26 protein-coding genes are annotated in these 24,360 nt (G+C 43.8%); 23 read left to right on the top strand and 3 right to left on the bottom strand.

What is annotated here, in order from left to right:
- From BLV33_RS03935 to BLV33_RS03840, 22 genes are all read left to right on the top strand, one after another.
- On the top strand, nucleotides 1-621 hold the full coding sequence (locus tag BLV33_RS03935) for a nitrite reductase (RefSeq protein WP_090788471.1): 621 nt from the start codon (nucleotides 1-3) through the stop codon (nucleotides 619-621).
- A 32-nt stretch (nucleotides 622-653) separates the two neighbouring features.
- On the top strand, nucleotides 654-842 hold the full coding sequence (locus tag BLV33_RS28680) for a hypothetical protein (RefSeq protein ID WP_139305683.1): 189 nt from the start codon (nucleotides 654-656) through the stop codon (nucleotides 840-842).
- A complete protein-coding gene (locus BLV33_RS03930) occupies nucleotides 781-1,494 on the top strand; it encodes a hypothetical protein (RefSeq protein WP_171909001.1) in 714 nt (237 codons plus the stop codon). The genes BLV33_RS28680 and BLV33_RS03930 overlap by 62 nt, the downstream gene beginning before the upstream one ends.
- 198 nt (nucleotides 1,495-1,692) lie before the next feature.
- Entirely contained in the window at nucleotides 1,693-2,889 is a 1,197-nt protein-coding gene (locus tag BLV33_RS03925; RefSeq protein ID WP_090788469.1) for an MFS transporter, read from the top strand.
- A 125-nt stretch (nucleotides 2,890-3,014) separates the two neighbouring features.
- On the top strand, nucleotides 3,015-5,141 hold the full coding sequence (locus BLV33_RS03920) for a bifunctional metallophosphatase/5'-nucleotidase (protein ID WP_090788467.1): 2,127 nt from the start codon (nucleotides 3,015-3,017) through the stop codon (nucleotides 5,139-5,141).
- Nucleotides 5,142-5,327: 186 nt separating this feature from the next.
- Nucleotides 5,328-6,227, top strand: coding sequence for an SDR family oxidoreductase (locus tag BLV33_RS03915; protein ID WP_090788465.1), 900 nt, complete (start codon nucleotides 5,328-5,330; stop codon nucleotides 6,225-6,227).
- Between the two features lie 155 nt (nucleotides 6,228-6,382).
- A complete protein-coding gene (locus BLV33_RS03910; protein ID WP_090788463.1) occupies nucleotides 6,383-6,895 on the top strand; it encodes a DUF4188 domain-containing protein in 513 nt (170 codons plus the stop codon).
- An 18-nt stretch (nucleotides 6,896-6,913) separates the two neighbouring features.
- Nucleotides 6,914-7,456 carry a PadR family transcriptional regulator gene (locus BLV33_RS03905; protein WP_090788461.1) on the top strand — a complete coding sequence of 181 codons (543 nt, stop codon included), beginning with the start codon at nucleotides 6,914-6,916 and terminating at the stop codon, nucleotides 7,454-7,456.
- Between the two features lie 49 nt (nucleotides 7,457-7,505).
- Nucleotides 7,506-8,090, top strand: a complete 585-nt coding sequence (locus BLV33_RS03900; RefSeq protein ID WP_090788460.1) for a YdeI/OmpD-associated family protein — start codon at nucleotides 7,506-7,508, stop codon at nucleotides 8,088-8,090.
- Nucleotides 8,091-8,292: 202 nt separating this feature from the next.
- Nucleotides 8,293-8,562, top strand: a complete 270-nt coding sequence (locus BLV33_RS29180) for a hypothetical protein (protein WP_090788458.1) — start codon at nucleotides 8,293-8,295, stop codon at nucleotides 8,560-8,562.
- Nucleotides 8,546-9,967, top strand: coding sequence for a glycosyltransferase 87 family protein (locus BLV33_RS03890; RefSeq protein ID WP_090788456.1), 1,422 nt, complete (start codon nucleotides 8,546-8,548; stop codon nucleotides 9,965-9,967). Before BLV33_RS29180 ends, BLV33_RS03890 begins: the two co-directional genes overlap by 17 nt.
- 90 nt (nucleotides 9,968-10,057) lie before the next feature.
- The gene (locus BLV33_RS03885; RefSeq protein ID WP_090788454.1) at nucleotides 10,058-12,373 is read left to right on the top strand and encodes an ArnT family glycosyltransferase; all 2,316 of its coding nucleotides are present in this window, start codon (nucleotides 10,058-10,060) and stop codon (nucleotides 12,371-12,373) included.
- A gap of 17 nt (nucleotides 12,374-12,390) precedes the next feature.
- Nucleotides 12,391-13,371 carry a glycosyltransferase family 2 protein gene (locus tag BLV33_RS03880; RefSeq protein WP_090788452.1) on the top strand — a complete coding sequence of 327 codons (981 nt, stop codon included), beginning with the start codon at nucleotides 12,391-12,393 and terminating at the stop codon, nucleotides 13,369-13,371.
- Nucleotides 13,364-13,771 carry a GtrA family protein gene (locus BLV33_RS03875; protein WP_090788450.1) on the top strand — a complete coding sequence of 136 codons (408 nt, stop codon included), beginning with the start codon at nucleotides 13,364-13,366 and terminating at the stop codon, nucleotides 13,769-13,771. Before BLV33_RS03880 ends, BLV33_RS03875 begins: the two co-directional genes overlap by 8 nt.
- Nucleotides 13,768-14,670: a UTP--glucose-1-phosphate uridylyltransferase GalU gene (gene galU / locus BLV33_RS03870; RefSeq protein ID WP_090788448.1), complete on the top strand. Its 903-nt coding sequence runs from the start codon at nucleotides 13,768-13,770 to the stop codon at nucleotides 14,668-14,670. Before BLV33_RS03875 ends, galU begins: the two co-directional genes overlap by 4 nt.
- 301 nt (nucleotides 14,671-14,971) lie before the next feature.
- Complete coding sequence (locus tag BLV33_RS30385) at nucleotides 14,972-15,106, top strand: hypothetical protein (protein ID WP_290439039.1); 135 nt, start codon at nucleotides 14,972-14,974, stop codon at nucleotides 15,104-15,106.
- Nucleotides 15,107-15,306: 200 nt separating this feature from the next.
- Entirely contained in the window at nucleotides 15,307-15,903 is a 597-nt protein-coding gene (locus BLV33_RS03865) for a GNAT family N-acetyltransferase (RefSeq protein ID WP_090788446.1), read from the top strand.
- Between the two features lie 285 nt (nucleotides 15,904-16,188).
- Entirely contained in the window at nucleotides 16,189-17,667 is a 1,479-nt protein-coding gene (locus BLV33_RS03860; protein WP_090788444.1) for an Lsa family ABC-F type ribosomal protection protein, read from the top strand.
- 200 nt (nucleotides 17,668-17,867) lie between these two features.
- Complete coding sequence (locus BLV33_RS03855; protein ID WP_090788442.1) at nucleotides 17,868-18,698, top strand: sugar phosphate isomerase/epimerase family protein; 831 nt, start codon at nucleotides 17,868-17,870, stop codon at nucleotides 18,696-18,698.
- A 154-nt stretch (nucleotides 18,699-18,852) separates the two neighbouring features.
- Nucleotides 18,853-20,079 (top strand): multidrug effflux MFS transporter, encoded by a 1,227-nt coding sequence (locus BLV33_RS03850; protein ID WP_090788440.1) that lies wholly within the window; start codon nucleotides 18,853-18,855, stop codon nucleotides 20,077-20,079.
- Between the two features lie 115 nt (nucleotides 20,080-20,194).
- A complete protein-coding gene (locus BLV33_RS03845; protein ID WP_090788439.1) occupies nucleotides 20,195-20,419 on the top strand; it encodes a spore germination protein in 225 nt (74 codons plus the stop codon).
- A 285-nt stretch (nucleotides 20,420-20,704) separates the two neighbouring features.
- Nucleotides 20,705-21,463, top strand: a complete 759-nt coding sequence (locus tag BLV33_RS03840; RefSeq protein ID WP_090788437.1) for a YwaF family protein — start codon at nucleotides 20,705-20,707, stop codon at nucleotides 21,461-21,463.
- 14 nt (nucleotides 21,464-21,477) lie between these two features.
- On the opposite strand, the gene BLV33_RS03835 is transcribed toward BLV33_RS03840, so the two are convergent.
- The 3 genes from BLV33_RS03835 to BLV33_RS03825 all read right to left on the bottom strand — a co-directional run bounded on the left by BLV33_RS03835 (nucleotide 21,478) and on the right by BLV33_RS03825 (nucleotide 23,106).
- Nucleotides 21,478-22,350, bottom strand: coding sequence for a polysaccharide deacetylase family protein (locus tag BLV33_RS03835; protein WP_253187199.1), 873 nt, complete (start codon nucleotides 22,348-22,350; stop codon nucleotides 21,478-21,480).
- Between the two features lie 76 nt (nucleotides 22,351-22,426).
- Nucleotides 22,427-22,801 carry a spore coat protein gene (locus BLV33_RS03830; RefSeq protein ID WP_090788433.1) on the bottom strand — a complete coding sequence of 125 codons (375 nt, stop codon included), beginning with the start codon at nucleotides 22,799-22,801 and terminating at the stop codon, nucleotides 22,427-22,429.
- Nucleotides 22,798-23,106: a spore coat protein gene (locus tag BLV33_RS03825; RefSeq protein ID WP_090788431.1), complete on the bottom strand. Its 309-nt coding sequence runs from the start codon at nucleotides 23,104-23,106 to the stop codon at nucleotides 22,798-22,800. The genes BLV33_RS03830 and BLV33_RS03825 overlap by 4 nt, the downstream gene beginning before the upstream one ends.
- 150 nt (nucleotides 23,107-23,256) lie before the next feature.
- On the opposite strand from BLV33_RS03825, the gene BLV33_RS03820 reads away from it, so the two are divergent.
- Nucleotides 23,257-24,303: a sulfite oxidase gene (locus BLV33_RS03820; RefSeq protein ID WP_090788429.1), complete on the top strand. Its 1,047-nt coding sequence runs from the start codon at nucleotides 23,257-23,259 to the stop codon at nucleotides 24,301-24,303.
- Nucleotides 24,304-24,360 lie beyond the last annotated feature (57 nt).

Below are 24,360 nucleotides of genomic sequence, written 5' to 3'. Positions count from 1 at the left end.
TTGGGACTGGTAAAAATTGCGGTAACACCGGGTTTCGAAGTGGGTGGCAGCTTGTTTACATCAGAGCAGCTGGCTCAGATTGGATTGTACGCAGGTGAAAATGCCAAAATTGAACTCACCACGTTTAAGCAGTTGTATGTCGAGATGCAAGAAGAACGGATTGCGGAATTTACAAGGAAGTTAAAAGAGGTTGGTCTAGAAATTTATCCTGCTGGTTTTGTAACTAAAAGTTTAATCACCTGTAATTTTTGCAGAGGAGCCGAAGACGCGGGGCTTGAAATAGCTGAGAGGCTAAATCAAGCGATTGCAGGTATTGAAACACCATCACCGCTTAAAATTGGCTACGCTGGTTGTGCTCTAGGTACCAGCGAACCGCTGTTAAAGGATATCGGCGTTGTGAAAATGAAAGACAACTTTGATGTCTATATCGGCGGTGAGCCGAAATCCATAAAGCCGTCATTTGCGATGATGTTCGCTTCAGGCGTGCCGGCGGATAAACTAATCCCTGTTGTGTTAGGGCTCATCGACTATTTTAAGAATCACGGGAAAAAGAAAGAGAAATTTTCAAAATTTACTCAGCGAATAGCCATGGAAACACTGCGTGAAGCAAGCAACCTATAGAAAACGAACCAGATTTTTAGGAGGATTTCATTGTGAAAAAGATAGCTTTATTACTTATTATTACCGCCTTATTATTGGCGGCATGTGGGAAATCAGGCGGCGGAAGCTCACATGGTGACATGCCGGGAATGGATCACAGCAGAAGCCCACAAGCAGGACATGGTACAGATGCAAAACAAGGCAGCGACGTTCAAGCAAAGTTTGCTTTATCTATTGATTAAACCTCAACCTAACCAAGACACAACGGTAACGATCCAAATCCAAGACAAAAACGGCAAGGCAATCGAAAAATTTGATACGGTACATGAGAAGCAGCTTCATCTAATTGTGGTGAGCAAAGACCTGTCGTTTTTTAACCACATTCACCCAGATTACAAAGGCAAGGGCCAGTTCACCGTGACCACGCAGTTTCCGGCAGCCGGAGACTACAAAGTCATTGCTGATTTCACGCCATCCGGCATGACGGCGATGAACAAAAGCCAGTGGTTCACCGCTCTAGGTAGTGCTCCGGCAGCCAAACCGATCGAACCCGATGCATCCCTCACCAAAGTCGTCGACGGCAAAGAAGTGACCCTTTCGTTTGGTCATTTGATGGCCAATATGGAATTGAACCTCAATTTTAACATCAAAGATGCACAAACGAAGCAGCCTGTGACAGATCTTCAGCCTTACCTCGGTGCAGTAGGACACGTCGTCATTTTAAGCCAGGATGCCGAGAATTACCTGCATGTACATCCAACGGAAGAGAGGGCCAAAGGGCCTGACGCGAAATTTATGACCACTTTCCCGCAAAGTGGCGTATATAAGATCTGGGGTCAATTCCAGCAAAACGGTAAAGTATTCACCGTGCCTTTTACAGTAAAAGTGCCTTAATGGAGGAAAAATTATATTTCAAGAAATAATTCAAGATTTCTAGGAAGATATTCTATTCTGAAAAAAGGAATTTCCCCCTAAGATGTAAATAAGCGCTCGGAACGGCAAACCTTAGTCAGTGCTTCAGACTAAGGTTGTTTCTTTGTGCGCTAAATCTGATCCGGAACAACCCGGGTGATCTCGGAGAGGTGCTGTCTTGTGTCCAAATATCTTCGCAAAATGCTGATGCTGAACGTCATGAGCTCCATGATTTCAATCTATATCGGCATATTCGTAAACTTGTATATATGGGAGAAAAACCATAAAGTTGCCGAAGTCGCATTTTACAACCTGGTGATGTTCGTCTGCTGGGGACTTGCTTTCTATATTGGCGCAAAGCTGCTGACGCGTTTCACCATCCGGCTGCCGCTCTGCCTGTCTGCCATTAGCGGAGGAGCGGCCTTTACTTATTTGATGACGGTCCAGCTGGAAAATCGCTATCTGTGGATCGTGCTGCTCGGCATCCCAGTCGGTCTTATGTTCGGGCTGTTCCAATCGATTCAAAATCTCGGCATCTCGCTGAACGGCAAAGAGGGTGAGTTCAGCGCCTACTTTGCGGCAGTAAACGTCATTTCACAAGCGCTCTCGATTGCGGTGCCGTTTATTGCGGCGAAAGCGATTGATTGGTTCGGCTATGGCAGCACATTCGTGCTTATGCTCTTGTTCCTGCTTGCGCTGCTTGTCTACTCATTCTTCATGCCGAAAATCTCACTAGTCTCAGCAATGAAGGAGCTGCGGCAGGAGCCAGTTCTCCCACCCATGCTCAGCTTTCGGCTCGGGTTCTCGTTTAGCGGCGCCGGTTGGATGCTTCTTTCATTGCTCGCAGCGGGCATTTTCATGCAGTTCCAGAACTTGTTCACGCTACTTTTTACGTTCTCTGTGACGCAAAACAAGCTGCACATTGCTATGCTTAACCTGTTGTATACGATGTCCGCCTTGCTCGGCTTGTGGCTATATCGACGCTTCAAAATTAATGAAGACTATTGGCTATGGATCGGTACAGCGCTGCTTGCCTTAGGATTTCTCATCGCCATCATCCCGGTCCCGTTGACGATGGTGTTCTCCAATGTTCTGACGTCCGTCGGCATGTTTTATTTCGGCACGGTATGGAATTCGCAGCAGTTCCGCGCCATCCAGCATTTCAAGAAAGCAGAGCAGGCGTCCTTCCTCGTCTGGCGGGAAATTACACTCGTTGCCACCCGCTGCGTTATGCTGAGCATGACGTTTGTCCTGAAGGATTTACGCGGTGCCTGGTTTCTGTTCCTGATTGCCGTCACCGTCGGCTGCCTGCTGTCAATCCCGCTGTTTCAACGGCTCGCGATTCGAAGCGGTCAAATAAAAATGAATACGTTTTGATGTTGTTAGGAATACAAAGAGACATGGTCAAAATTTACAATTACTTTACAATATCATGTTATAAAGAAAATTATTCTTTTGTACAATGTAGGAGTTAATCTATTAAATGAAGGAGACGTTAAACTATGAAAATTTCCTTAACGATTAGAAAGAAAGGTCTGGTTTCGGTATTATCAGGATTAATTTGGCTTTCTGTTCCGCTTACCATTTTTGCTCATGACGGTTCTGCCCCAGGTGCAAGTCCTGTAAAGTCCGAATTTGTAGGACCGACTTTTGAAAAATCCCAACATGCGTTATCACAAACCAGCTTTACGATCATTCATGACACACATTTTCACGGGAACTTTGGAAATCCGAAAGAGCCCAATAATATTGCCAATTATTTTGGTATCGCGAACAAAATCAAGGCGGATAAGCCAAATTCTTTGTTCATTGGTAACGGCGATGATCTTGGCACATCTGTTATTTCTTCCACTTTTCAAGGACAACCCATCGTAGATGCTTTTAATGCAGGCAAGCTCGATGTGGATACGTTTGGCAACCATGACTTTGACATGGGACCGGACCAGCTGTCCAAATTGGTGAAAGCAAGTAAATTTACTTGGGTCAGCGCAAACGCCGTAGACAAAAGAACGGGAGATGTTTTTGCAAAGGAATCTGGAGCACAAAGATTTATTATTAAAGAAGTAAATGGAGTCAAAATAGGGATCACCGGACTCATTAACGAGGAAGCACCACAAATTACTTCTATGGGACCAAACGCTGTCGTATTAAATCCTGTTGAAGCGATGAAAAAGATTATCCCTGAAATGAAGACAGCAGGCGCACAATTTATCATCGTGACTTCGCATCTCACGAGCCCTGATGCTCGAATCGTCGCAGAAAAAGTGGATGGAATCGATCTGATTGTTGGAGACCATGCCGCTTTTGCCTATGACAGCCCGGAAAAAATTCATAACACTCTGCTTTGGTTCATTGGAGACGAATTTACATACCTTGGTGAAATTAATTTTAACTTTCAAAATGGCAAAGTGGCTGATTTTAATTATCATCGTTACGCACTAAAAACAGATGTGGTTAAGGAAGGCTATCAGCCGGATCCGAACGTCAAAGCTGTAATGGACAGCTACAATTCAAAGCTGAGCAAAGAGCTTGAAGTGCAAATCGGTTCCACACAAACCGAACTGGATGTCATGAAATCAACCCAAAGAAAAAAGGAAACGGCTATCGGTAACCTGGTAGCAGACGCAATGAAAGATTATACGAAGGCAGACATAGCGCTCATTAATGGCGGGGGCATACGTGCAGAACGTATTTTCCCGGTAGGTCCGCTAACCAAGAGGGACATCCTGGACGCTATGCCTTTCACGAACTATGTTGAAAAGCTGGAGATAACGGGAGATCAGCTTTATCAAGCGCTCGAAAATGGCGTTAGCCAAATCGAAAGCGGTGCCGGGCGGTTCCCGCAGGTGAGCGGTATTCAGTTTGTGTATAACCCCAAACTGACTCCTGGGGCTCGTATAATTGACGTTAAAGTCAATGGAAAGGCAATTGATCGTAAAGCTCGTTACACGATTTCGGTCGTTGATTTTGTCGCAGAGGGCGGAGACGGTTACGATGTCTTGAAGGGGTCCAAGGTACTGCTGGACAAAAATGCCGGTCCAGTATTGTCAAAAGTAGTTGGGGATTACATTCAGCAAAAAGGAACTGTGGCTCCTAAAATCGAAGGCCGAATTCAAGATTCTTCAGATACTCCGTCCAATCTTTACTCGGATTTAAACGGGCAACCGTTTGAAGCCGTTTTAGCTGAAATGGACTTGCAAAACAAAGCCATATTAAGCGCCGCTCAAGGTACAAACCAATTTCAACCGGAAAAAGAAATTTCATTAGGTGACTTCATCCAAGTCCTTCGTAAAGCTCTAAATTTCAATTCATTTGATCTCAAGGAAGCTGACCCGTCAGATCCAAACGTAAAATTAACTCGAGAGCAAATGACTGTTCTGCTGTCCAAAGCAATGAAGGTAATTAATAAACAACCATCGGTGAACAGTGATATTTTGAAATCGTTGGATTCCTTTGCTGATAAAGAAAAGCTGAATGTTAATACAAAGAGCGATTGGGCGATTGTAGCTTACACAGGGATTATTCGCGGTAAGGCAGACTCAAAAGGCACTGCCTATCTTGCGGCAGGAGATGTTGTAACGCGGGCCCAAACTGCGATTGTTATCGAGCGACTATTACAACTTAAATGAAATTAATTCTCGCCCCGAATCACTGATTCGGGGCTTTTTTCTGTCTTTATGATTACATATTTACGGATCTTTCGAACTCTGAAAAAACGAAAGCATTGGGACAGTTTAATCATGGTTAGCAGGCATTTTTTAAATCCAATGGAATAAAGTGTGATATGAAATCGAAACCGAGAGGAAGAGATGATTATGACTTATTTCATATATCCGTATATCGGTTGGAAGCAGCAAAGTACCAACATCCCTGTCGTCTTTCCGCCGCAGCATCAAAATAGGCATCCAGGGTTTGAATATTTGATGAATCCTCGTCCGTTATCAGATAATCCTGCCTATACAGGCAGCGGGAAGTTGAAAAATAAAGTGGCGATTATTACAGGGGGGGATAGCGGGATTGGACGGGCGGTCGCTATAGCTTTTGCCAAGGAAGGTGCGGATCTGGTTATTGCCTATCTCGATGAACACCAGGATGCGGCAGAAACGAGGCAAATCATTAACAATCTCGGGCGTCAATGTGTGCCCATTGCTGGAGATTTAAGACAGGAGGAAAACTGCCATGCTGTTGTGCAAACAGCGATAAAAAACTATGGACGATTCGATATTCTAGTTAACAATCACGGTGTACAGTTTCATCAAAGAAGCATTATGGATATTACCAGAGAGCAGCTGATGAATACGTTCCAAACCAATATTATTTCGTTTTTTGATATGACGAAAGCCGCTTTGCCCCATCTTCGCGCAGGTAGCTCCATCATTAATACGACCTCAGATACCGCCTTTTCAGGAATGGGCTTCATGATTGATTATACGGCCTCCAAAGGAGCCATTGTTTCCTTTACCCGCTCTTTATCCCTCTCGCTTGCCGATCAAGGCATTCGAGTTAACGCGGTAGCCCCAGGACCGATTTGGACGCCTTTAATCCCATCTGCGTTTACGGCAGAAGAAGTGACAACATTTGGAACGGAGGTTCCATTGAGGCGCCCGGGGCAACCGTTTGAGTTGGCTCCTGCTTATGTACTGCTGGCTTCGGACGATGCTTCATACATATCGGGGCAAATTATTTTCGTAAATGGAGGCTCGATCGCTACCTGATCTAGCTTTAGCATAAAGATATTTATGTCTCACTAAAGTCGCTTAAATCGCGACTTTTTTTATTGCCTGATTGAATAAAGACCAAATTATTAGTAGCATTTAATCATATATTATAATAATATATATTTATTAAATATATATATGGAGTGATGAATGTGGCTAAAGTTATTCCTGGAAGATTTGCGGCACGCATGGACGGTTCCTTTGTCGTTTTTATTATTGGGATGAGGGTGAATCGACTTTTTGCTTTTCAAAAATGGGTTCCCGTTGTCAAGGCAATGGGGCCAATGATCAATGAACTGTACAATAACCCTGAAACTGGATTTCTAAGCACAGAGTTTTTCTTCAATTGGCGAGGAATTACGCTGGTTCAATATTGGAAATCCTACGAGCATCTGGAGAAATATTCACGAGGAGGAATTCATTTAACAGCTTGGAAAAAATTCAATCAATCGATCGGCACGGAAGGAACAGTGGGCATTTATCACGAATCATATATAATCGAAAGCGGTAAATATGAATCTATTTATGGGAATATGCCAAAGTTTGGTTTAGCCAAAGCAGGAGAGCATGTATCGGCAACCGGCAAAATGGAAACAGCAAGAAAACGACTAGGCGGAGATAATGTGCCTGCTGTTCCAACCCCTGATAACCCGCAATCCAATTAGAATATAGGTGAGTGAAAAATGGCAAATGAGAACACCACAAACGCTATTTTGGGAATATTGAGCTTAGGACCCCATTCTGGCTATGATATTAAGAAACTTATGGAACAGAGTACAGGGTATTTTTGGAGTGAAAATTACGGTCAGATTTATCCTGCCTTAAATCAATTGTTGAAAACGAACGATGTGACCATGCAGGTCATTGAACAGGAAGGAAAACCTGACCGTAAAGTATATTCGATTAATGAGAAAGGCAGACAAACTTTAATAGATTGGCTTTCTGGGCCAATAGGACAATATCCGATAGAACAAAAAAATGAATTGCTGCTGAAATTGTTTTTTGGGTTAAACGTACCGGGAGAAGTGAATATCCTGCATATTGAAAAGTTTTTGGAGAAATTAAAAACACTATTGTCAGTCTATCTGGATGTTCAAAAAAACATACTTGACTGCGAGCCTCAGGATGAAAACAGCAAATATTGGTTAATAACACTTAATTATGGATTATTGCAAGTTCGCGCAAACATACAGTGGTGTGAGGAAACGTTAATTCAGCTGAAATAAATTTAGGATATGGGGAACTGTTATACACTACAATTAGGAGGCGAATCAAGTGAACCATAAATCCAATGAAATACCGCATATGTTTTTTGGCGACCAGCAATCTTTCGAGAATTGGCTTGAGAACAATCATGACACTTCACTGAGAATCCGGTTGCAAATCGCGAAAAAAAATTCCGGCGTGGTTTCTGTATCCTATGATGAAGCTCTCGAAAGCGCATTGTGTTATGGATGGGTAGACAGCCAAAAGGAAAAGTTTGATGATAAAATGTGGGTTCAACGATTTGGTCCGCGTGGGGCAAAGAGCATATGGTCAAAAATTAATAAAGAAAAAGCTGAGCTGCTTATCAAAAATGGAAGAATGAAGCCCTCTGGATTCAAAGTGATTGAAGCTGCCAAACAGAACGGATTATGGGATAAGGCCTATGAATCGCAAAGTAACGCCTCTATGCCAGAAGATTTCGCAATTGAACTGGAGCGTAATGTAAAGGAGAAGGCATTCTATGATAAGTTGGATAGACAAAATAAATATGCAATCCTGTTCAGAATCCATAATGTCAAGAAGCAAGAAACACGGGCAAAACGAATTCAACAGTTTGTATTGATGCTTGAGAAGGGCGAAAAAATTTATCCTTAATCCATCAAAGAACGGGAAACGATACACGGAAACACGATTAGAATTTGGAAAACGGCTTTGTTCGCTAACACGGCGAATAGAGCCGTTTTTTTGTTATTTCTTCAGCGAATTTTCAGCATTCCTTCAGTCAACGCTCAGTTGGCATTAATGCCCGATTAATTAAAAGCCTTTATTGTATTGAGAATGGAGGTCGAGTAAACAAATGGAGAACAAAATCGATTATAAACTTGCGTATAAAAATATAGGATTGCTTTTGATCCTTATCATCACAGTTTTATTGAGTATTTATTCTATATGGCATTATCAAGGCAGCAGTACTACATCCATGGCAAACCAGAGGCCGCAGCAAGGGTTCAGGCAAGATAATAACTTCAATGACACGAATCCAGCACCTCCCGGAAATAACGTTCCTTCCCAAAATTCAAAACGCGGCAGGGCATCTCCTGGAGGGAAATATGAATCCGCCGAATAGCAATTCGGACGGTAATCCGAAAGGTAAATCGAATGGGAATATGGTTAGAGGCTCGGCAAATTCAGAAACAAAATACGCAACGTCTCTTTCTGTATATGGTTTGCTGTTTTTCGGGCTATTGGCCGGTTCATACTATCTGATTTCCCGAAAAAACCTTAAAATCAGGCACGTTGATAAAAAGATAATCGTATTTACCCTATTGGGAACAGGACTTTTCTTGAGAGTTGCTGCCGCTCCATGGATCGGCGGGTTTCCAACGGACATCAGACTCTTTAGTAGTTGGGCAACTTCAGCGGCCCAAAATCTTGGCGGATTTTATACCCACGGTTTCAGCGATTACCCGCCTTTTTATATCTACGTTTTATTTTTAGTAGGAAAATTGGCTTCCTTGCCCGCATTGAGCTCTTATTTTACTTTGCTTATCAAATTGCCTTCCATATTAGCGGATATTGCAACCGCGTATTTCATCTACAGGTTGGCGGTCAAGTATCTCTCTCTAGAATGGAGCCTAATGATATCCGCGGCATATATCTTTAATCCGGCCGTTTTCATTAATTCCACGTTCTGGGGACAGGTGGATTCATTCTTTGCAATGATCGTTGTCTTAGCGGTACTCCTATTAACGGAGAAAAAGGTAAGCTTGTCAGCCGCATTGTTTACGGCAGCCGTGCTCATGAAACCACAAGGGATCATTTTCCTGCCGGTGTTGTTCTTCGAGCTGGTACGGCTGAAAAGTGTAAAACGTTTTTTGACGGCGGCTGTTACTATGTTAGGCACTGCGCTTGTCATCATTTTGCCCTTTTCATATAATCAACAACCGCTTTGGATCATTAAGCTTTTTTCCAAAACGTTAGGAGAATATCCTTATGCCTCTGTCAATGCGTTCAATTTCTTCAGCCTTCTAAGAGCGAATTATAAGCAGGCTTCGTCTACGCTGTTTATATTCAGCTATCATACATGGGGCATGATTTTTATCGTCTTGGTTACCGCTCTTTCATTCTTTATTTATATCAAGGGACGAAATGCGACATATGCCTCCGCTGCAGCGCTGCTCCAGATTGCCGGCGTATTTACGTTCTCTAGCAGCATGCACGAGAGATACTTGTTTCCGGCCGCTGCATTGGCTCTAATCTCTTGTATCTTACTCAGGGATAAAAGACTGCTATGGTTATCGGCAGGATACAGCGCCACTATTTTTATCAATACGTATACGATTTACTATGGATCTCCAAATGGAGGCGTCCCTTATAATTTTCCATTGTTCATCACTTCGCTTCTTAACGTAGTTTTCTTTTTTTATCTTGTTAAAGTTGTATGGGACATTACCGTAAGAAACAAAACATTTAATCTATCAACACTCAGCAAACATTCAGCGGTCGCTCAGAAGCAGTTAAGCAACGTATGACAATATGAGATATATCAAACGAACCTGCAAACTAGTGGCAAAGAAAGGGTTCGAAATACAACCAGAATAAATGAAGGAGTGGTTATTAAAATGAACTTAGCAAAAAAAATCCGAGCGGATATTCCATTGATACTGATCGTACTGCTCGCGGCATTTTTGAATGGGTACAATATTTGGACAGATAAGTATGTCAATACGTATTACACTACCGCGGTTGCAAGCATGCTGGAAAATTTCCATAATTTTTTCTTTGCTTCCCTTGACTCCGCAGGCTCTGTCACGATAGATAAAACGCCCCTCACTTTCTGGATACAAACGATCAGCGCCTATATTTTCGGTCTGCATGGCTGGAGTGTGATCCTGCCGCAAGCGTTGGCAGGTGTAGGCTGCGTGCTGCTCTTGTATCGAATGGTGAAGCCCACCTTCGGTTTGGCGGCAGCCAGAATCAGCGCGCTCGCGATGGCATGTACCCCTGTTGCAGCGGCTGTTAGCCGAACGAACAATATCGACAGCATGCTCGTATTCACACTGTTAGTCGCAGCCTCACTCTTATACAGAGGCATCAAGCGAAGCAGCTCATGGAGTTTGCTGGGCGCTTTCGCAGTGGTCGGATTGGCGTTCAATATGAAAATGATACAAGCTTACATGGTGCTTCCGGCCTTGTATCTCCTCTATCTCTTGGCTGTAAAAATGGGTTGGAAAAAGAAAATCGGCGTTCTTGCTGGAGCCACGGCGATCATGTTGGTCATATCCTTGTCGTGGGCCATCATCGTGGATTCCATTCCGGCGAGTGCGCGTCCATATATCGGAAGCAGTAACACCAACTCGGTATTGGAGCTTGCCCTGGGCTATAACGGGATTTCCCGTTTAACAGGCGATCGAAGCGGGGGCAATGCAGGAGGCACGCCAAGCCAGAGCGATGGTACGAAGAATTTAAGCGGAAACGGTGCAGCTGGAGCGAACGGAAATGGCGGCTCTGCGGTTCAGAACGGCAATCAAGCTCCAGGCGGAAAGGGTGGTTCTGGCGGTCAGGGCGGAAACGGCGGTTCTGGCGGTCCAGGAGGCAACGGCGGACCAAATGGAAATTTCAGTCAGGGCGGAAACGGTGGTTCTGGCGGTCCAGGAGGCAGCGGCGGACCAAATGGAAAATTCGGTCAGGGCGGAAACGGCGGTACTGGTAGTCCAGGAGGTCAAGGCGGAAACGGTGGACCGGGTGGCCCAGGTGGCCCAGGTGGCCCAGGAGGCAACTCGTTCGGCACTGGACAGAAAGGTCCGCTCCGTTTGTTCCAATCTGGCTTGTCAGGTCAAGCCAGCTGGCTCATTCCGTTCGCGGCGATCGGCTCTGTCTTATTGCTAGCGGGTTTGCGAAGAAGGAACCTTACCCAAAAGCATAAGGAAACGCTATTCTGGCTCGCATGGCTGATCCCAGGAATGATTTTCTTCAGTATGGCCGGCTTCTTCCATCAATATTACCTGATTATGCTTGCTCCTCCGGTCGCGGCGCTTGTCGGTGCGGGCTGGTCCGAGCTTTGGGATAGCTACCGTAACCGGTCGGGATGGAAATCTTGGCTGCTGCCGGCTGCAGTAGCGCTCACTGTGCCTCTACAATGGTATATTATTCATCCTTTTGACAGCAAAATCGGCAGTGGTTGGTCGATCGGGATTGCGGGAGCAGGTGTGATTTTAACGATTCTGCTAGTTATGTTGAAGCTGAAGCCAAGTAATTTGAAAATCTCCCGTTTCACGGCGATAGCCGGATTGCTGGTGCTGTTTATCGGACCGCTGTATTGGGCGGCGACGCCGATCACTTACGGCATAAACAGTCAGACGCCCATAGCCGGTCCAGGAACAAGCAAAGGCTTTGGGGGCATGAACCCAGGGGGCAATGGTCCTGGCGGTATAAAACAAAGGGGTACGAACCCAGGGGGTAATAGTCTTGTCGATATGAACCAAGGCGGTACGAATCAAGACGCTATGCGCCAAAACGGCGTGCCCGGCATGGACAACAATCAAAGCGGTGTAGACGAAAAATTGTTGGCTTATTTAGAAACGAATAACACGGGAGAAAAGTATTTGTTTGCCGCGATGAACTACAAAACGGCGGCTCCTTACATGATCGACGCGAGAGCATCGGTCGTTATCTTGCAAGGTTTCAAGGCCTCGGACCCGGTCTATACAGCAGCTAAATTAGAAGCTATGGTGGCCAAAGGCGAAGTGAAATATTTCGTTATCGGCGGAGGTGGCGGAGGCATGGCAGGCGACAGCAATTCCGAACTGACGCAATGGATTTCCCAGCACGGAACGATAGTCCCGCCCGCGAATTGGCAGTCAACGAGCAGTGGTAACGGCAATGCCGGATCCATAGATGGCGGGGGCAATATGACCCTCTATGAAGTGAAGTTATGATAAAGGAGAGATTACCAATGAGAGTTAAAGTGCGCTATTCCATTATCATTCCGATGTATAACGAAGAAGCCGTTATCCAGGAAACATACAGACGGCTGAAGCAAGTTATGAATGCAACGGGAGAATCCTATGAGCTTCTCTTTGTCAACGACGGAAGCCAAGATCGATGCGCTGCAATGATCAAGGAATACGGCAACTGGGACGAGACTGTTAAGTTAATCGATTTTTCCCGCAACTTTGGACACCAAATCGCGATAACGGCCGGTATGGACTATTCGGCAGGCGATGCGGTCATCATTATTGATGCTGACCTGCAGGATCCTCCGGAACTCATTTTGCAGATGATCGATAAATGGAAGCAAGGCTATGAGGTTGTTTACGCCAAAAGGGTAAAGCGCCAAGGAGAAACGTGGTTCAAGAAATGGTCTGCAAGCCTTTTTTACCGGGTGCTGCGCGCATCAACCGAGATTGACATTCCCGTTGATACTGGCGATTTTCGCTTGATGGACCGTAAGGTTTGCGATGAGATGAAACGCCTGAACGAAAACAATCGTTTTGTTCGAGGACTCGTAAGCTGGGTTGGATTCCGTCAAACTGCCATTGAGTACGAACGCCACGAACGGCTTGCGGGCGAAACGAAATATCCGCTTAAACGAATGCTCAAGCTTTGTCTGGACGGCATCACTTCATTTTCCTACAAACCGCTTAAGCTGGCGGGATACGCGGGAGGAATTTTATCCGGCGCGGGGTTTCTGTACCTGATTTATGTGCTGTATCTCGCTCTTTTTACAGATGCTACCAACAAAGGCTGGCCGTCTCTCATAGGGATCATGCTGATCTTTAACGGATTTGTTCTGGCTATGCTGGGTATTCTTGGCGAATATGTCGGACGGATTTATGATGAGACCAAAGGGCGGCCGCTCTACATTGTGCGGGAATGCCACGGCTTGACGAAAGGAGAACTGACGGTAAAAAAGCGGGTAATCGATTATGAATAACCGAATGGCTGCGATGCTCAAATTCGGGGTTGTAGGCCTGCTCAATACGGGAGTCGATTTTGCGGTTTTTACCGTCCTTACCCTGTGGGATGTGCCTTTGCTGATCGCGCAATGCATATCCTACGCCTACGGGGTATTGAACAGTTTTATCTTGAACCGTACTTGGACGTTTCAACACCGCGGCCAATATACTGGGCAATTGATCAAGTTTATCGCTGTATATTTGCTCATGATGCTGATCACGTACGGCTTGCTGGTCTTGTTTAACCGGTATGTAGGATGGTCTATGCTTTTCAGTAAACTTATCGCAACAGGAATGAGCTTAATCGTAAATTTTGCAGGCAGCCGTTTATGGGTGTTTCGAGAGACTAACCAGATGAAGAGGAGTGAATTATCATGAAAATAAGAAAAGCAGTAATCCCTGCAGCAGGACTAGGCACGAGATTTTTACCGGCGACCAAAGCCCAACCTAAGGAAATGCTGCCTATCGTTGACAAACCGGCGATTCAATATATTGTAGAAGAAGCGGTTCTATCCGGCATTGAAAGCATCATTATTGTCACCGGAAGAAATAAAAAGTCGATTGAAGACCACTTTGACAAATCCGTGGAATTAGAACAGACCCTTCTCGAAAAAGGAAAGCTGGACATGCTGCAAGAAATCCGGAGCATTCACGACATGGCCAAAATTCATTTTATCCGCCAAAAGGAACCGCTCGGTTTGGGCCATGCCATTCTTTGCGCTGAACAATTTATCGGCGATGAGCCGTTTGCCGTTCTGCTGGGAGATGATATCATGGTGTCTGATCCACCCGCCTTGCAGCAAATGATCCAACTCTTTGATACCTGTCAACAGCCAGTCGTAGGTGTTCAGCATGTACCTTTGTCGGAAGTGGGCAAATATGGAATCATTTCGGCTTCAGGTCAGCAGAATCGGATCTATACGGTGCAGGATTTAATCGAAAAACCCGCTCCTCACCAAGCCCCATCCAATATGGCGATTATGGGTAGATATATTTTGAACCCTTCGATATTTGAGATCTTGCAAACAATTGAAAGAGGAGCGGGCAATGAGTATCAGCTCACCGACGCTTTGCGCGAAGCTTGCCATCGAGATGGATTGCTCGCACTGGAACTGAAGGGAAGCCGCTACGATATCGGAGATAAATTCGGGTACATGAAAGCAATCGTTGAAATGGGATTGCGGCGGGAGGAGCTAAGGCCGCAGTTGATGGATTATCTGCATCAAATTTTCATGGAGCAAACGAGCGAGAAGCACCCAAAAAAATCTGCAGTATGAGAACAGGCTGTTACTTCAAAAAACCCGACCGCAAGAGGTCGGGTTTTTGTGTGCGCGAAATAGGCATTTGCTTGAACTAAAGGTGGAGGATCTATTGGGATGTGCTAGTCGATGCTTTCGATCCAATTTCGATATCAATCTCAAACGGTTGGAAGATCACCGCAGTATCGGTAAGGGATCAGGTAACTATTACATATGATGATAATAAGTTATAGATCAATTCATCTTTGGATCAGCATTCGATAAATATAAATTGTAAATACTAACATTGTACCTATCTAAAAGCAGAAGGAGGTTTTGTATGAAATCCGATGATCTTGAATCGGCTGAACCTTCAGATCTAAATGAGGGTCAAGAAGTGGCGGGCGCGGAAGAGGAAGAAGCTGCAGAAGAGGAAAACGATGTAATTCATGTAGAATGGGCTGGATATATCTGATTTTTCTGTGGTTGATATTGATTTTTGCCGGCGCCTATAGCCGGTTTTTATTATGGGAAAATATGAGGCTAGATACTTAATGAGATTAAATATGTTGTACAACACAAAAAAAGAGCAGTAGAATCTATTTGATTGCTGTTTGGTGGGGGTTAAACTTGGAGTAACTTATAGCAAAACTAATCTAAAGGAGATTGCTCGGTATGCAAATAAGTACCAATGGCATTTTGGAAGGCAAAACCATTCACCTTGTTCCGATGGAGGATAGTCATAAACCAGAGTTATCTAATGTATTGATTTCCCCTGAAATATGGGAATATACATGGAGAACAATTAATACATCCGAAGAAATAGATCATCTGTTAACTAATGCGTTAGAAAATAAAAGCAAAGATTCTCAAATTCCTTTTACGATTGTGGAACGAGCTTCTGGAAAGATTATTGGAACAACTCGTATTGGTGATATAGATTTGAACAATATGAATGTCGAAATAGGATGGACATGGTTATCACCCGTTTTTTGGAGAACAAGTGTAAATACAGAATGTAAGTATCTTCTGCTTCAATATTGTTTTGAGGATCTGAAAGTTATCCGCGTACAGTTTTCTATTAGCGGCCAAAATTTAAGATCGCAAAGAGCTGTTGAACGAATAGGGGCCAAAAAAGAAGGAGTCTTTCGCAAGCACAGAATAAAACCGGACGGTACCATTCATGACAATATATTTTATAGCATTATTGATACAGAATGGCCAAATGTAAAAGAAAATCTTCACTACTTATTAGATAGTAAATACTCATAAATTTATTGAAATTAAAAAATGGGTATGATAAGATTACTTTTATTTAAAGATTGGAGTTGAAAAGGATAATGTATTTTTCTTGCTAATTACATAAAATAATAAAACAATAAAAGCGGTTTTTTTCGCATGTTTTATTCTTTATATGCAAGAAAATTACTAAATCTTTTCACTCAAACAATATATCCTTATCTTGCTCCATAGTGGGTTGGATTAACTGTATTTATTTGAGCTACAAGAAAGTAATTTTCTTGTAGCTTTATATTTATCATGCAGGAGGATAATTTAATGTCATTAATCAATGTTACAAACCTGACGTTTGCCTATGATGGCAGTTACGATAACATATTTGAAAGCGTGAATTTTCAATTGGATACCGATTGGAAATTAGGATTTACGGGAAGAAACGGTAGAGGTAAGACTACATTTCTGAGCTTGCTCCATGGTAATTATGAATACAGCGGAAATATTTCCGCTAATGTCAGTTTTGAATATTTCCCTTACCATGTCGAATACAAGGAAAATAATACCATTGATGTGATCAACGCCATTTATCCGGACTATCATCACTGGGAATTAATGCGTGAACTTTCATTGCTAAAGGTTTCTGAAGATGTTTTATATCGGCCCTTTGAGTCATTGTCGAGCGGAGAGCAAACGAAAGTGCTGCTCGCTGCATTATTTCTTAAGGAAAATAGCTTTTTATTAATAGATGAACCAACCAATCATCTGGACATGAATGCAAGAAAACTGGTCAGTGATTATCTTAATTCCAAAAGTGGATTTATTCTGGTTTCTCACGACAGATCATTTCTTGATAACTGCGTAGATCACATCCTTTCCATCAATAAGACCAACATAGAAGTACAAAAAGGCAATTTCTCCGATTGGTGGGAAAATAAAAAGCGACAAGATGACTTTGAGCTTACAGAGAATGAAAAGCTAAGAAAAGACATTAAACGCTTGTCGGATTCTGCAAAACGTACGAGTAGCTGGTCAGATGAAGTGGAAAAAACTAAAAACGGTACAAGAAATTCCGGTTCCAGGGTAGATAAAGGGTATATTGGCCACAAGGCTGCTAAAATGATGAAACGTTCTAAATCAATTGAGCATAGACAACAAGCAGCTATTGATGAAAGGTCTAAGCTCCTTAATAATATTGAAAGCTCAGACAGCTTAAAGATCAAACAACTTGCTTATCATAAAAGCCAACTAGCTGAACTTGACAAAGTTTCGATTTATTACGGGGAGAAGATGGTTTGCACAGATATAAGTTTTACTATTGAGCAAGGTGATCGAATTGCGCTTAAAGGTAAAAACGGCTCCGGAAAATCAAGTATTATCAAACTTATTTGCGGCGAGAATATAAACTATACAGGCACTTTCAGAAGGGGAAGTCAGCTTAAAATATCCTCTGTTTCACAGGACACCTCACACTTGCAGGGCAATTTAACGGACTACGCTATAAGCAACGGAATTGATGAGAGCCTTTTTAAATCTATTTTAAGAAAGCTTGATTTTTCAAGAGTTCAATTTGAAAAGGATATTTCAGCTTTTAGCGGCGGTCAAAAGAAGAAAGTGCTGATTGCAAAAAGTCTGTGTGAGAAGGTTCATTTGCAAATTTGGGATGAACCGCTTAATTTTATTGATGTTATTTCTCGCATGCAAATTGAAGAGTTACTGCTTGAATACTCACCAACCATTCTTTTTGTAGAGCATGACCATGAATTTTGCAAAAATATTGCTACAAAGATCATTGAACTCTAATGTTATTTCAATTAGAAGATCATCAGTAGCAGTTATGAACAGACCGCTGAAGGCGGTCTGTTTTGTCATGTAGTAGTTCATTTCCCACGATCGGTACAAATACAGCACAATAAGAGATATATCTGTGTTTTCAAATATTGTGATCACCGCAATGCTCTGATAAGATACTACCAAACAATAGTTACGAAAGGGTGGAAGGTATGCCATTTTTATCATTAACAAGTTGGAGCTTACATCGGAATCTAGGGCCATTGCATTGGACCCGCTGGGATAAAAAAACACGTACTCAAATAACAGATACCCAAGAAGAACCTGAACTCATCTCTCTCCTGGAATTACCGGCGGTTCTTGCAAAGAAAGGGTTTAAATCACTGGAAGTGTGTCATTTTCATTTTCCGGATACAAGTGAAGCTTATTTGCAAGGATTGAAACACTCATTCATGGAAGCAGGCCTCCGGTTTTACACACTGCTGATTGAATACGGTGATATTTCCAGTTCGGATGAGTTCCGCAGACAATCGGACATCGTGTGGATCAAAGGATGGATCGATATTGCTGCACGATCAGGAGCTGAAAGAGTGCGCGTGATAGCCGGTTATGCGGACCCAACGGATCAAGAAGCCTTGAAGAGATCAGTTAATGCGTTTCGGGAACTAAGTCATTATGCTGCAGCGAAAGGAGTACGCGTTGTTACAGAAAACTTTCACTCATTAACATCAATCGCGGATAATTGCCTTGCTTTATTAGAAGGATGCGGGGAGTTCCTTGGGCTAACCTCGGATTATGGCAATTTCAAAGGACCAGAGAAATATGGTGAACTTACCAAAACGATTCCACGCAGTGAGTCGATCCATGCAAAAGCACAAACGAATGCGGATGGATATCCGGATGAAGCTGAGTTTATTCGCTGTATGGAAATTGCCAAGCAAGCTGGCTATGAAGGTCCTATAACTCTTGTTTTTGACGGATCTGGCGATATGTGGGAAGGCATTGAGCGCGTAAGAAAGCTTGCAGCACCTTATTTAAAATAAAATCAAATTGTAGCCTGGGTGACTTAAATCGCAAGGTAAATCCAAGCTGTCTACGCAAAATTAACTTTCAAAGCGTCGAACGACTGATGTATAATCACTGAGAACATAAACCTCTATATACAGATAAAGAAAAAGGATTGGAGAAAATCAAAACATGCAACAAGAGAAAAATAGTAACCGCTGGAGACTTGTCCTGCTGTTAGGCGCTTTTTCGGCTTTGGGGCCGCTGACGATCGATATGTATTTGCCTTCTTTTCCTGAAATTACGGCATTTTTCGGAACGCAGGCATCATTGGTGCAGCTGAGTTTGACGGCCTGCCTGATCGGCCTCGGACTGGGGCAGATTATTATGGGCCCACTTAGCGATATGTATGGAAGGCGCAGACCCGTTATTTTATCGCTGATTCTTTATTTGGCCGCTTCATTTGTCTGTGCGATTTCACCGAATATTTATTTTTTTATTGTCGCGCGTTTTATACAGGGTTTCGCCGCCTCTGCAGGTATTGTGATTTCAAGGGCGGTCGTTCGCGATTTGTACAGTGGACCAGAGTTGACCCGCTTCTTTTCCTTGCTAATGCTGGTGAACAATCTATTTCCGCTCATTGCGCCGCTAGCGGGAAGCGGTGTTATCTCGTTTACGACTTGGGTTGGCGTTTTTATCGTTTTGGGTGTGGTGGGGATCGTGCTGGTTGTTTTGGCGACCGCTGGACTGAAAGAGACACTCCTTCCAGAGAAACGGATCTCCAGCAATTTTGTCGAGCTGTTTAAAGGGATTCAATCCCTGATTGGCGATCGTCAATTTCTAGGGTTCGCACTGGCTCAGGGTATTATGATCGGTGGCGTCTTCGCGTATGTCTCCGGGACGCCTTTTATTTACCAGAAGATTTATGGGGCATCGCCGCAGCTGTTTGCGTTATTGTTCGCCTCGAACGGGATCAGCTTGATCATTGGCTCCCAGCTTGTGGGCCGCTTGAATCACCTCATTTCGGAGCGCCGGTTCCTTGTTTTCGGACTGCTATTGTCAGCCGCGGCCAGCCTGACGGCCCTGATGGTTATTCTGCTGCACGGTCCGCTGATCGCCCTGGTTGCGCCGCTGTTCTGTTTTGTCACGTCGATCGGGATGACGTCCACAGCCTCGTTCTCGCTGGCCATGGAATCTCAAAGCCATATGGCGGGAAGCGCATCGGCGATACTGGGTGTGCTTCCGTTCCTGCTTGGCGCAATCACTTCTCCGTTGGTTGGCATTGCCGGAGAATATTCAGCCGTTCCCATGGGCGTGATTATCCTGTCGACAAGTGTGTTAGCGCTGCTGGCTTACTTCGGCTTGGCGCAAAAATCACGAAACATGAAGATGGCCGTACAAGAAGAGCTGGGTTTGTAAGAAGAAAAGAACATTAGAATACACTTAGACATCAAAATTACTTCAAAAGACAAACAGCACCCTTCCCAGCATTAAGGCATACACTAAAGCACATTAGGATAAGGAGCTGATAGCTATGCCCTCTTTTGCAGGAGTTGTTAAAATAGTGAGTAATGTGGGGAGCTTTGTTAACGGAGATAACTTGGTGGTTTCACCTACCGCAAGCACAAAAGCTTATGAGGGCTCTGGCAGCGCCAACGTAGGCGACTTTAGGATATCCAGTAATGTTTTCAGTATTACCGGTGTAGTGGATTCAGATGCTGTCGATACAGGAAGTAATAAAGTTGCCACCGGTACTTAATGACTCTATGCAAAATGCAAAAAAATGTTATGAAGTGACTTTCTTCTAAAAAAGGTGAGGAACAAAATGGCGAAAGGGCTGCCGTGGGCAACTCTTTTTTCGTCTTTACAAAACTATTAGATTTTGTAAATATGTCTGGGGGTACTATCAAAAAATAGAACTATCTTAGCAGGATTTAATGGATTAGATTGAAGTTATAACCAATGAGCCGTGTCAACTGTTTCTGGTGTTTAAATTAACAAAGAAGCAGTGATTTAGTGTAAATGGGAGGAGAGGGGAGTAGAGATGAAGTTTAACGCTTTCTTTCGGCCGGAAATATCGAACTATTTTGTGATGTTCTCAGCCTCACATCTGATATGCATTGCGCTGCTGGCTGCTGCGATCATCGGGCTGTACGCCGGCCGGCACCGATTGGCTATACATTCTCGCGCAGCTGCAGTCCGTTACTTGCTGATCGCTGCCTTGCTGGTGCCGGAAGTCGGTCTGAATATCTGGTATGTCTTGAACGGGATTTGGGATTTTAGGCACACACTTCCACTTGAATTATGCAGTATCAGCTTGATTCTCTCCATTGTGATGTTAATGAAACGCAGTTACTTTCTTTACCAGTTTTTATTTTTCGCTGGGATGGGTGGGGCAATGCAGGCGATCTTAACGCCGAATCTCGACTATCCGTTCCCTCATTTTCGGTTCCTCCATTTCTTCGTCGTCCACAGTGCCATTATACTGGCGCCGCTTTACATGACATGGATCGGGAACATGAAACCGACACTGCGTTCGGTCGGTCTAACCATGCTGTTTTTGAACGGACTTGCTGTTCTGGTCGGCTTAACAGATTATTTGTTGGGCGCCAACTACATGTTCTTGCTGCACAAGCCCGATACCGCCTCGGTGTTAGATTTGTTGGGGAACTACCCTTATTATTTGCTCTCGGAAGAGGGAATCGCGCTCGTTATCTTCATACTCTTATACATGCCATTCAGCCGCATAAGGACGAAGAACCGGCACGCTCAACCGATTGAAGCTTCGACTGACAAGCAATAGTCCGGTTTCTCATTTCACATAAGTGGGTATGTTGTTAATTTGACGAAGCGAAATCCTCTTCTTTTCAGGTCGGGAATGGCGGCCATTACCCCTTTTGCGGTTGCTTTTTCCGGATGATTCATGTGGCATATTACAACAGAGCCATTTTTGGATGATAACAGCGCGTTTTTGATTTGGGACTGATTAAAAGTGGCTCCCGCATCTCCCAACACGCTAAAATTCACCGCGCTCAGCCCTAAATCATTAACGATCTTAGTGGAGACCTCATCGTAAAAAGCTGTTCCCGAGCGAAAAAAGATTGGACGTCTGCCAGTTAGTTTTTGAATTTTCATTGTGTTTATCAGCACTTCGTCGACAACTTCACCGACATTTTTGGTACCGGATATACCCCAAGCGGCATTACCTTTCACCGATAATGGGCGGTGCAGATAACCATGGTTTTCAATTTCAAACAAATGGTTTTTCGCAAGCAACATGAAAGTCTGCGGGTTGGCGTCGATCCATCTAGCATTAATGAAAAGTGTGGCCGGGACGCTTTCCTTGATCAAATAATCGATCAGCACTCTATCATATCCACTGCCCCCTGTGCCTCCGCAGGCGTCAAACGTAAGGGCGATCACTTTGTCGTTTGTCACCATGCGGGTAAGCACACCAGGCACATTTTCACCCCACCGAGTAGGTGTCTGGTTGCCATATTTCTTTATTAGTTCTGTTCTAAACTGCTGCTGAGCGGCAGATAATCCGCTGACAGGAGGTACTCCTGTCGCCTGCATGGTAACGGGAGGATCCGCCGACTTGCTCTTCATTATGTTGTCAGGTGCTGAGGCCTTTCCACATCCCCCAATGACTGTCACGATTAAACTTGTAGTTGCAAAGAGAGTCATCATTTTTTTCAATGCAAAAGACCTCCTCATCATACATAATTAATAATTTTCCCGAAGCAGCAAGTTGACTGTTTTATTATTATTGTACAAATGTTTGTTGATATGGAAATTGTGTTGAATAGTTACTAAACTGCTGATAGGCATTATCGAGCTTCAACTGCTGCTCCGCTTCCAATTTGTAATGTCCTTTTCTGAACATCATCAGATACATTTCATACTGGCATTGGTGCGTCTCGTTTAACACCGTCATGATGTCTTGATGCAGGAAAACGTGACTTGCTTCCCTAGCCGATATGTTGAAGCTGTCGGTTAAATATTTTTCCAAGGCAAGTATGTCGTTAAGTCGATCTCGATCAGTCATTTCCGGCCCTTTCACTTGCGGCTCATACGATGGTTTAGGATTTTTGATAGTTGAAGGGTCTTGGTTCTGATTTTGATTCTGATTTTGAGTCATTTGGATTTCCCCTCCATGATTTCCTGCAATTGCTGAACATTGGACATTTCAACAGTATTATTGTTTTGCATGTGTTTGAGAAAGAGCTGGTAGTGCCGTTGATGCATTTGGCCAGCTTCATCAATTGCTTGTCTAATATCGGGATCAGAGCACTCTTGAGCAAAATGATGACATTTTTTCATAGCCAGGAGTTCCCATGACAATTGATCCTTTAGATAAAGAAAATCTTTTGTTGTAATGACTTGTGGAGGCTGTTCCAATATAGCTTGTCCGTGTTGTTGCGTTGGAGAGGTTTGTGGCTGCATGTGATGTATGTCCTTTCATTCACTTAGTTTTATTCGCGTTAGCTTTTCTCAGATTTGAACAATTTATCCGTTAACCGAATAGCCAGGAATGAATCAGTCAAGTTAGCAACCCATACATTGTAAGGAAACAGTGTGAAAGGGGGGTTTGTTTTGCTGTATTCGCCTCATCAAATAACGCGTAAAATCGCCCCGGAAAATCAAGAGTTTCCGATATTTTCAATTTCAAATTGGATAACACCGGAACATCTTTTCTTCAACCGCAATCACTTCATGTATCCGGTTATAGACATGCGCTCTTGGTATTTAAGTGTTGAAGGATGCGTGAACTGGCCTAATCAATTTACGTATCAAAATCTAATTAGAATGCCTCAAATTACACTGCCTGTGACCTTAGAATGTGCTGGCGACAAAAGAGCTTTATTTCATCCGAAAACTCGGGGTGAACAGTGGGAGCTTGGAGCGATAAGTCATGCCGTTTGGACCGGTGTCCCTCTGAAGAATGTTCTCGAATATTGCGGTATTCAGCAAAACGCGGTCGAGGTTGTTTTTGAAGCCGTGGATTATGGAGAGCGCACCGATATGCCAGGGATATTTTCATACTCAAGAAGCCTTCCGCTTAGAGAGGCAATGCCGCTTAATACGATCATAGCGTTGTATATGAATGGAAAGCCGTTACCATACCAGCATGGATTTCCTGCTCGGCTCATCGTTCCGGGGTGGTATGGAATGGCATCAGTTAAATGGCTGCATCGAATCCATGTCACAGATCGTCCATTTGCAGGTCCATTTCAAGCAGTAGATTATGTATTTTATAAAGATGAGTCGGTCACCGATGGTCAACCTTTAAACGTCATCAAAGTGAATTCGACAATTGCCCGGCCTTCTGATCAAGAGATTTTGACGAGAGGGGAACATTGGATAGCAGGGGTAGCATGGTCTGGGGTTTATCCGGTTGTTCAGGTCCATATAAGCACGGATGGAGGGGAGACTTGGAACTTGGCATCATGGTTAGATCTTGCTGTGCCTTCTTCATGGAGACGTTGGTCATGGAAATGGAATGCCCGTCATGCCGGGACATATGATCTAATGGTTAAAGCAACGGATGCTGCGGGCAATACGCAAAGAGTTGAACCTGATTGGAATAAGAAAGGATATGCAAATAATGCCGTACATAAAATACGAGTGTATGTGGATTGATCGACAGTTGCTGTTATTCCACACATCCTGCATAGAAAGTTCTCATCTGTAAAATAA

Source organism: Paenibacillus sp. GP183 (genome assembly GCF_900104695.1).
In the GTDB taxonomy this organism is placed as follows: domain Bacteria; phylum Bacillota; class Bacilli; order Paenibacillales; family NBRC-103111; genus Paenibacillus_AI.
Note: the sequence above shows the minus strand (reverse complement) of the source record. Positions and strands in the feature narration are given on the sequence as shown.

Coding starts and splice junctions, on each gene's coding strand:
- BLV33_RS03930 (WP_171909001.1), top strand. CDS start 781: ATGGTACAGATGCAAAACAAGGCAGCGACGTTCAAGCAAAGTTTGCTT.
- BLV33_RS03920 (WP_090788467.1), top strand. CDS start 3,015: ATGAAAATTTCCTTAACGATTAGAAAGAAAGGTCTGGTTTCGGTATTA.
- BLV33_RS03915 (WP_090788465.1), top strand. CDS start 5,328: ATGACTTATTTCATATATCCGTATATCGGTTGGAAGCAGCAAAGTACC.
- BLV33_RS03905 (WP_090788461.1), top strand. CDS start 6,914: ATGGCAAATGAGAACACCACAAACGCTATTTTGGGAATATTGAGCTTA.
- BLV33_RS29180 (WP_090788458.1), top strand. CDS start 8,293: ATGGAGAACAAAATCGATTATAAACTTGCGTATAAAAATATAGGATTG.
- BLV33_RS03890 (WP_090788456.1), top strand. CDS start 8,546: ATGAATCCGCCGAATAGCAATTCGGACGGTAATCCGAAAGGTAAATCG.
- BLV33_RS03885 (WP_090788454.1), top strand. CDS start 10,058: ATGAACTTAGCAAAAAAAATCCGAGCGGATATTCCATTGATACTGATC.
- BLV33_RS03880 (WP_090788452.1), top strand. CDS start 12,391: ATGAGAGTTAAAGTGCGCTATTCCATTATCATTCCGATGTATAACGAA.
- BLV33_RS03875 (WP_090788450.1), top strand. CDS start 13,364: ATGAATAACCGAATGGCTGCGATGCTCAAATTCGGGGTTGTAGGCCTG.
- galU (WP_090788448.1), top strand. CDS start 13,768: ATGAAAATAAGAAAAGCAGTAATCCCTGCAGCAGGACTAGGCACGAGA.
- BLV33_RS30385 (WP_290439039.1), top strand. CDS start 14,972: ATGAAATCCGATGATCTTGAATCGGCTGAACCTTCAGATCTAAATGAG.
- BLV33_RS03865 (WP_090788446.1), top strand. CDS start 15,307: ATGCAAATAAGTACCAATGGCATTTTGGAAGGCAAAACCATTCACCTT.
- BLV33_RS03860 (WP_090788444.1), top strand. CDS start 16,189: ATGTCATTAATCAATGTTACAAACCTGACGTTTGCCTATGATGGCAGT.
- BLV33_RS03855 (WP_090788442.1), top strand. CDS start 17,868: ATGCCATTTTTATCATTAACAAGTTGGAGCTTACATCGGAATCTAGGG.
- BLV33_RS03850 (WP_090788440.1), top strand. CDS start 18,853: ATGCAACAAGAGAAAAATAGTAACCGCTGGAGACTTGTCCTGCTGTTA.
- BLV33_RS03845 (WP_090788439.1), top strand. CDS start 20,195: ATGCCCTCTTTTGCAGGAGTTGTTAAAATAGTGAGTAATGTGGGGAGC.
- BLV33_RS03840 (WP_090788437.1), top strand. CDS start 20,705: ATGAAGTTTAACGCTTTCTTTCGGCCGGAAATATCGAACTATTTTGTG.
- BLV33_RS03835 (WP_253187199.1), bottom strand. CDS start 22,350: ATGATGACTCTCTTTGCAACTACAAGTTTAATCGTGACAGTCATTGGG.
- BLV33_RS03830 (WP_090788433.1), bottom strand. CDS start 22,801: ATGACTCAAAATCAGAATCAAAATCAGAACCAAGACCCTTCAACTATC.
- BLV33_RS03825 (WP_090788431.1), bottom strand. CDS start 23,106: ATGCAGCCACAAACCTCTCCAACGCAACAACACGGACAAGCTATATTG.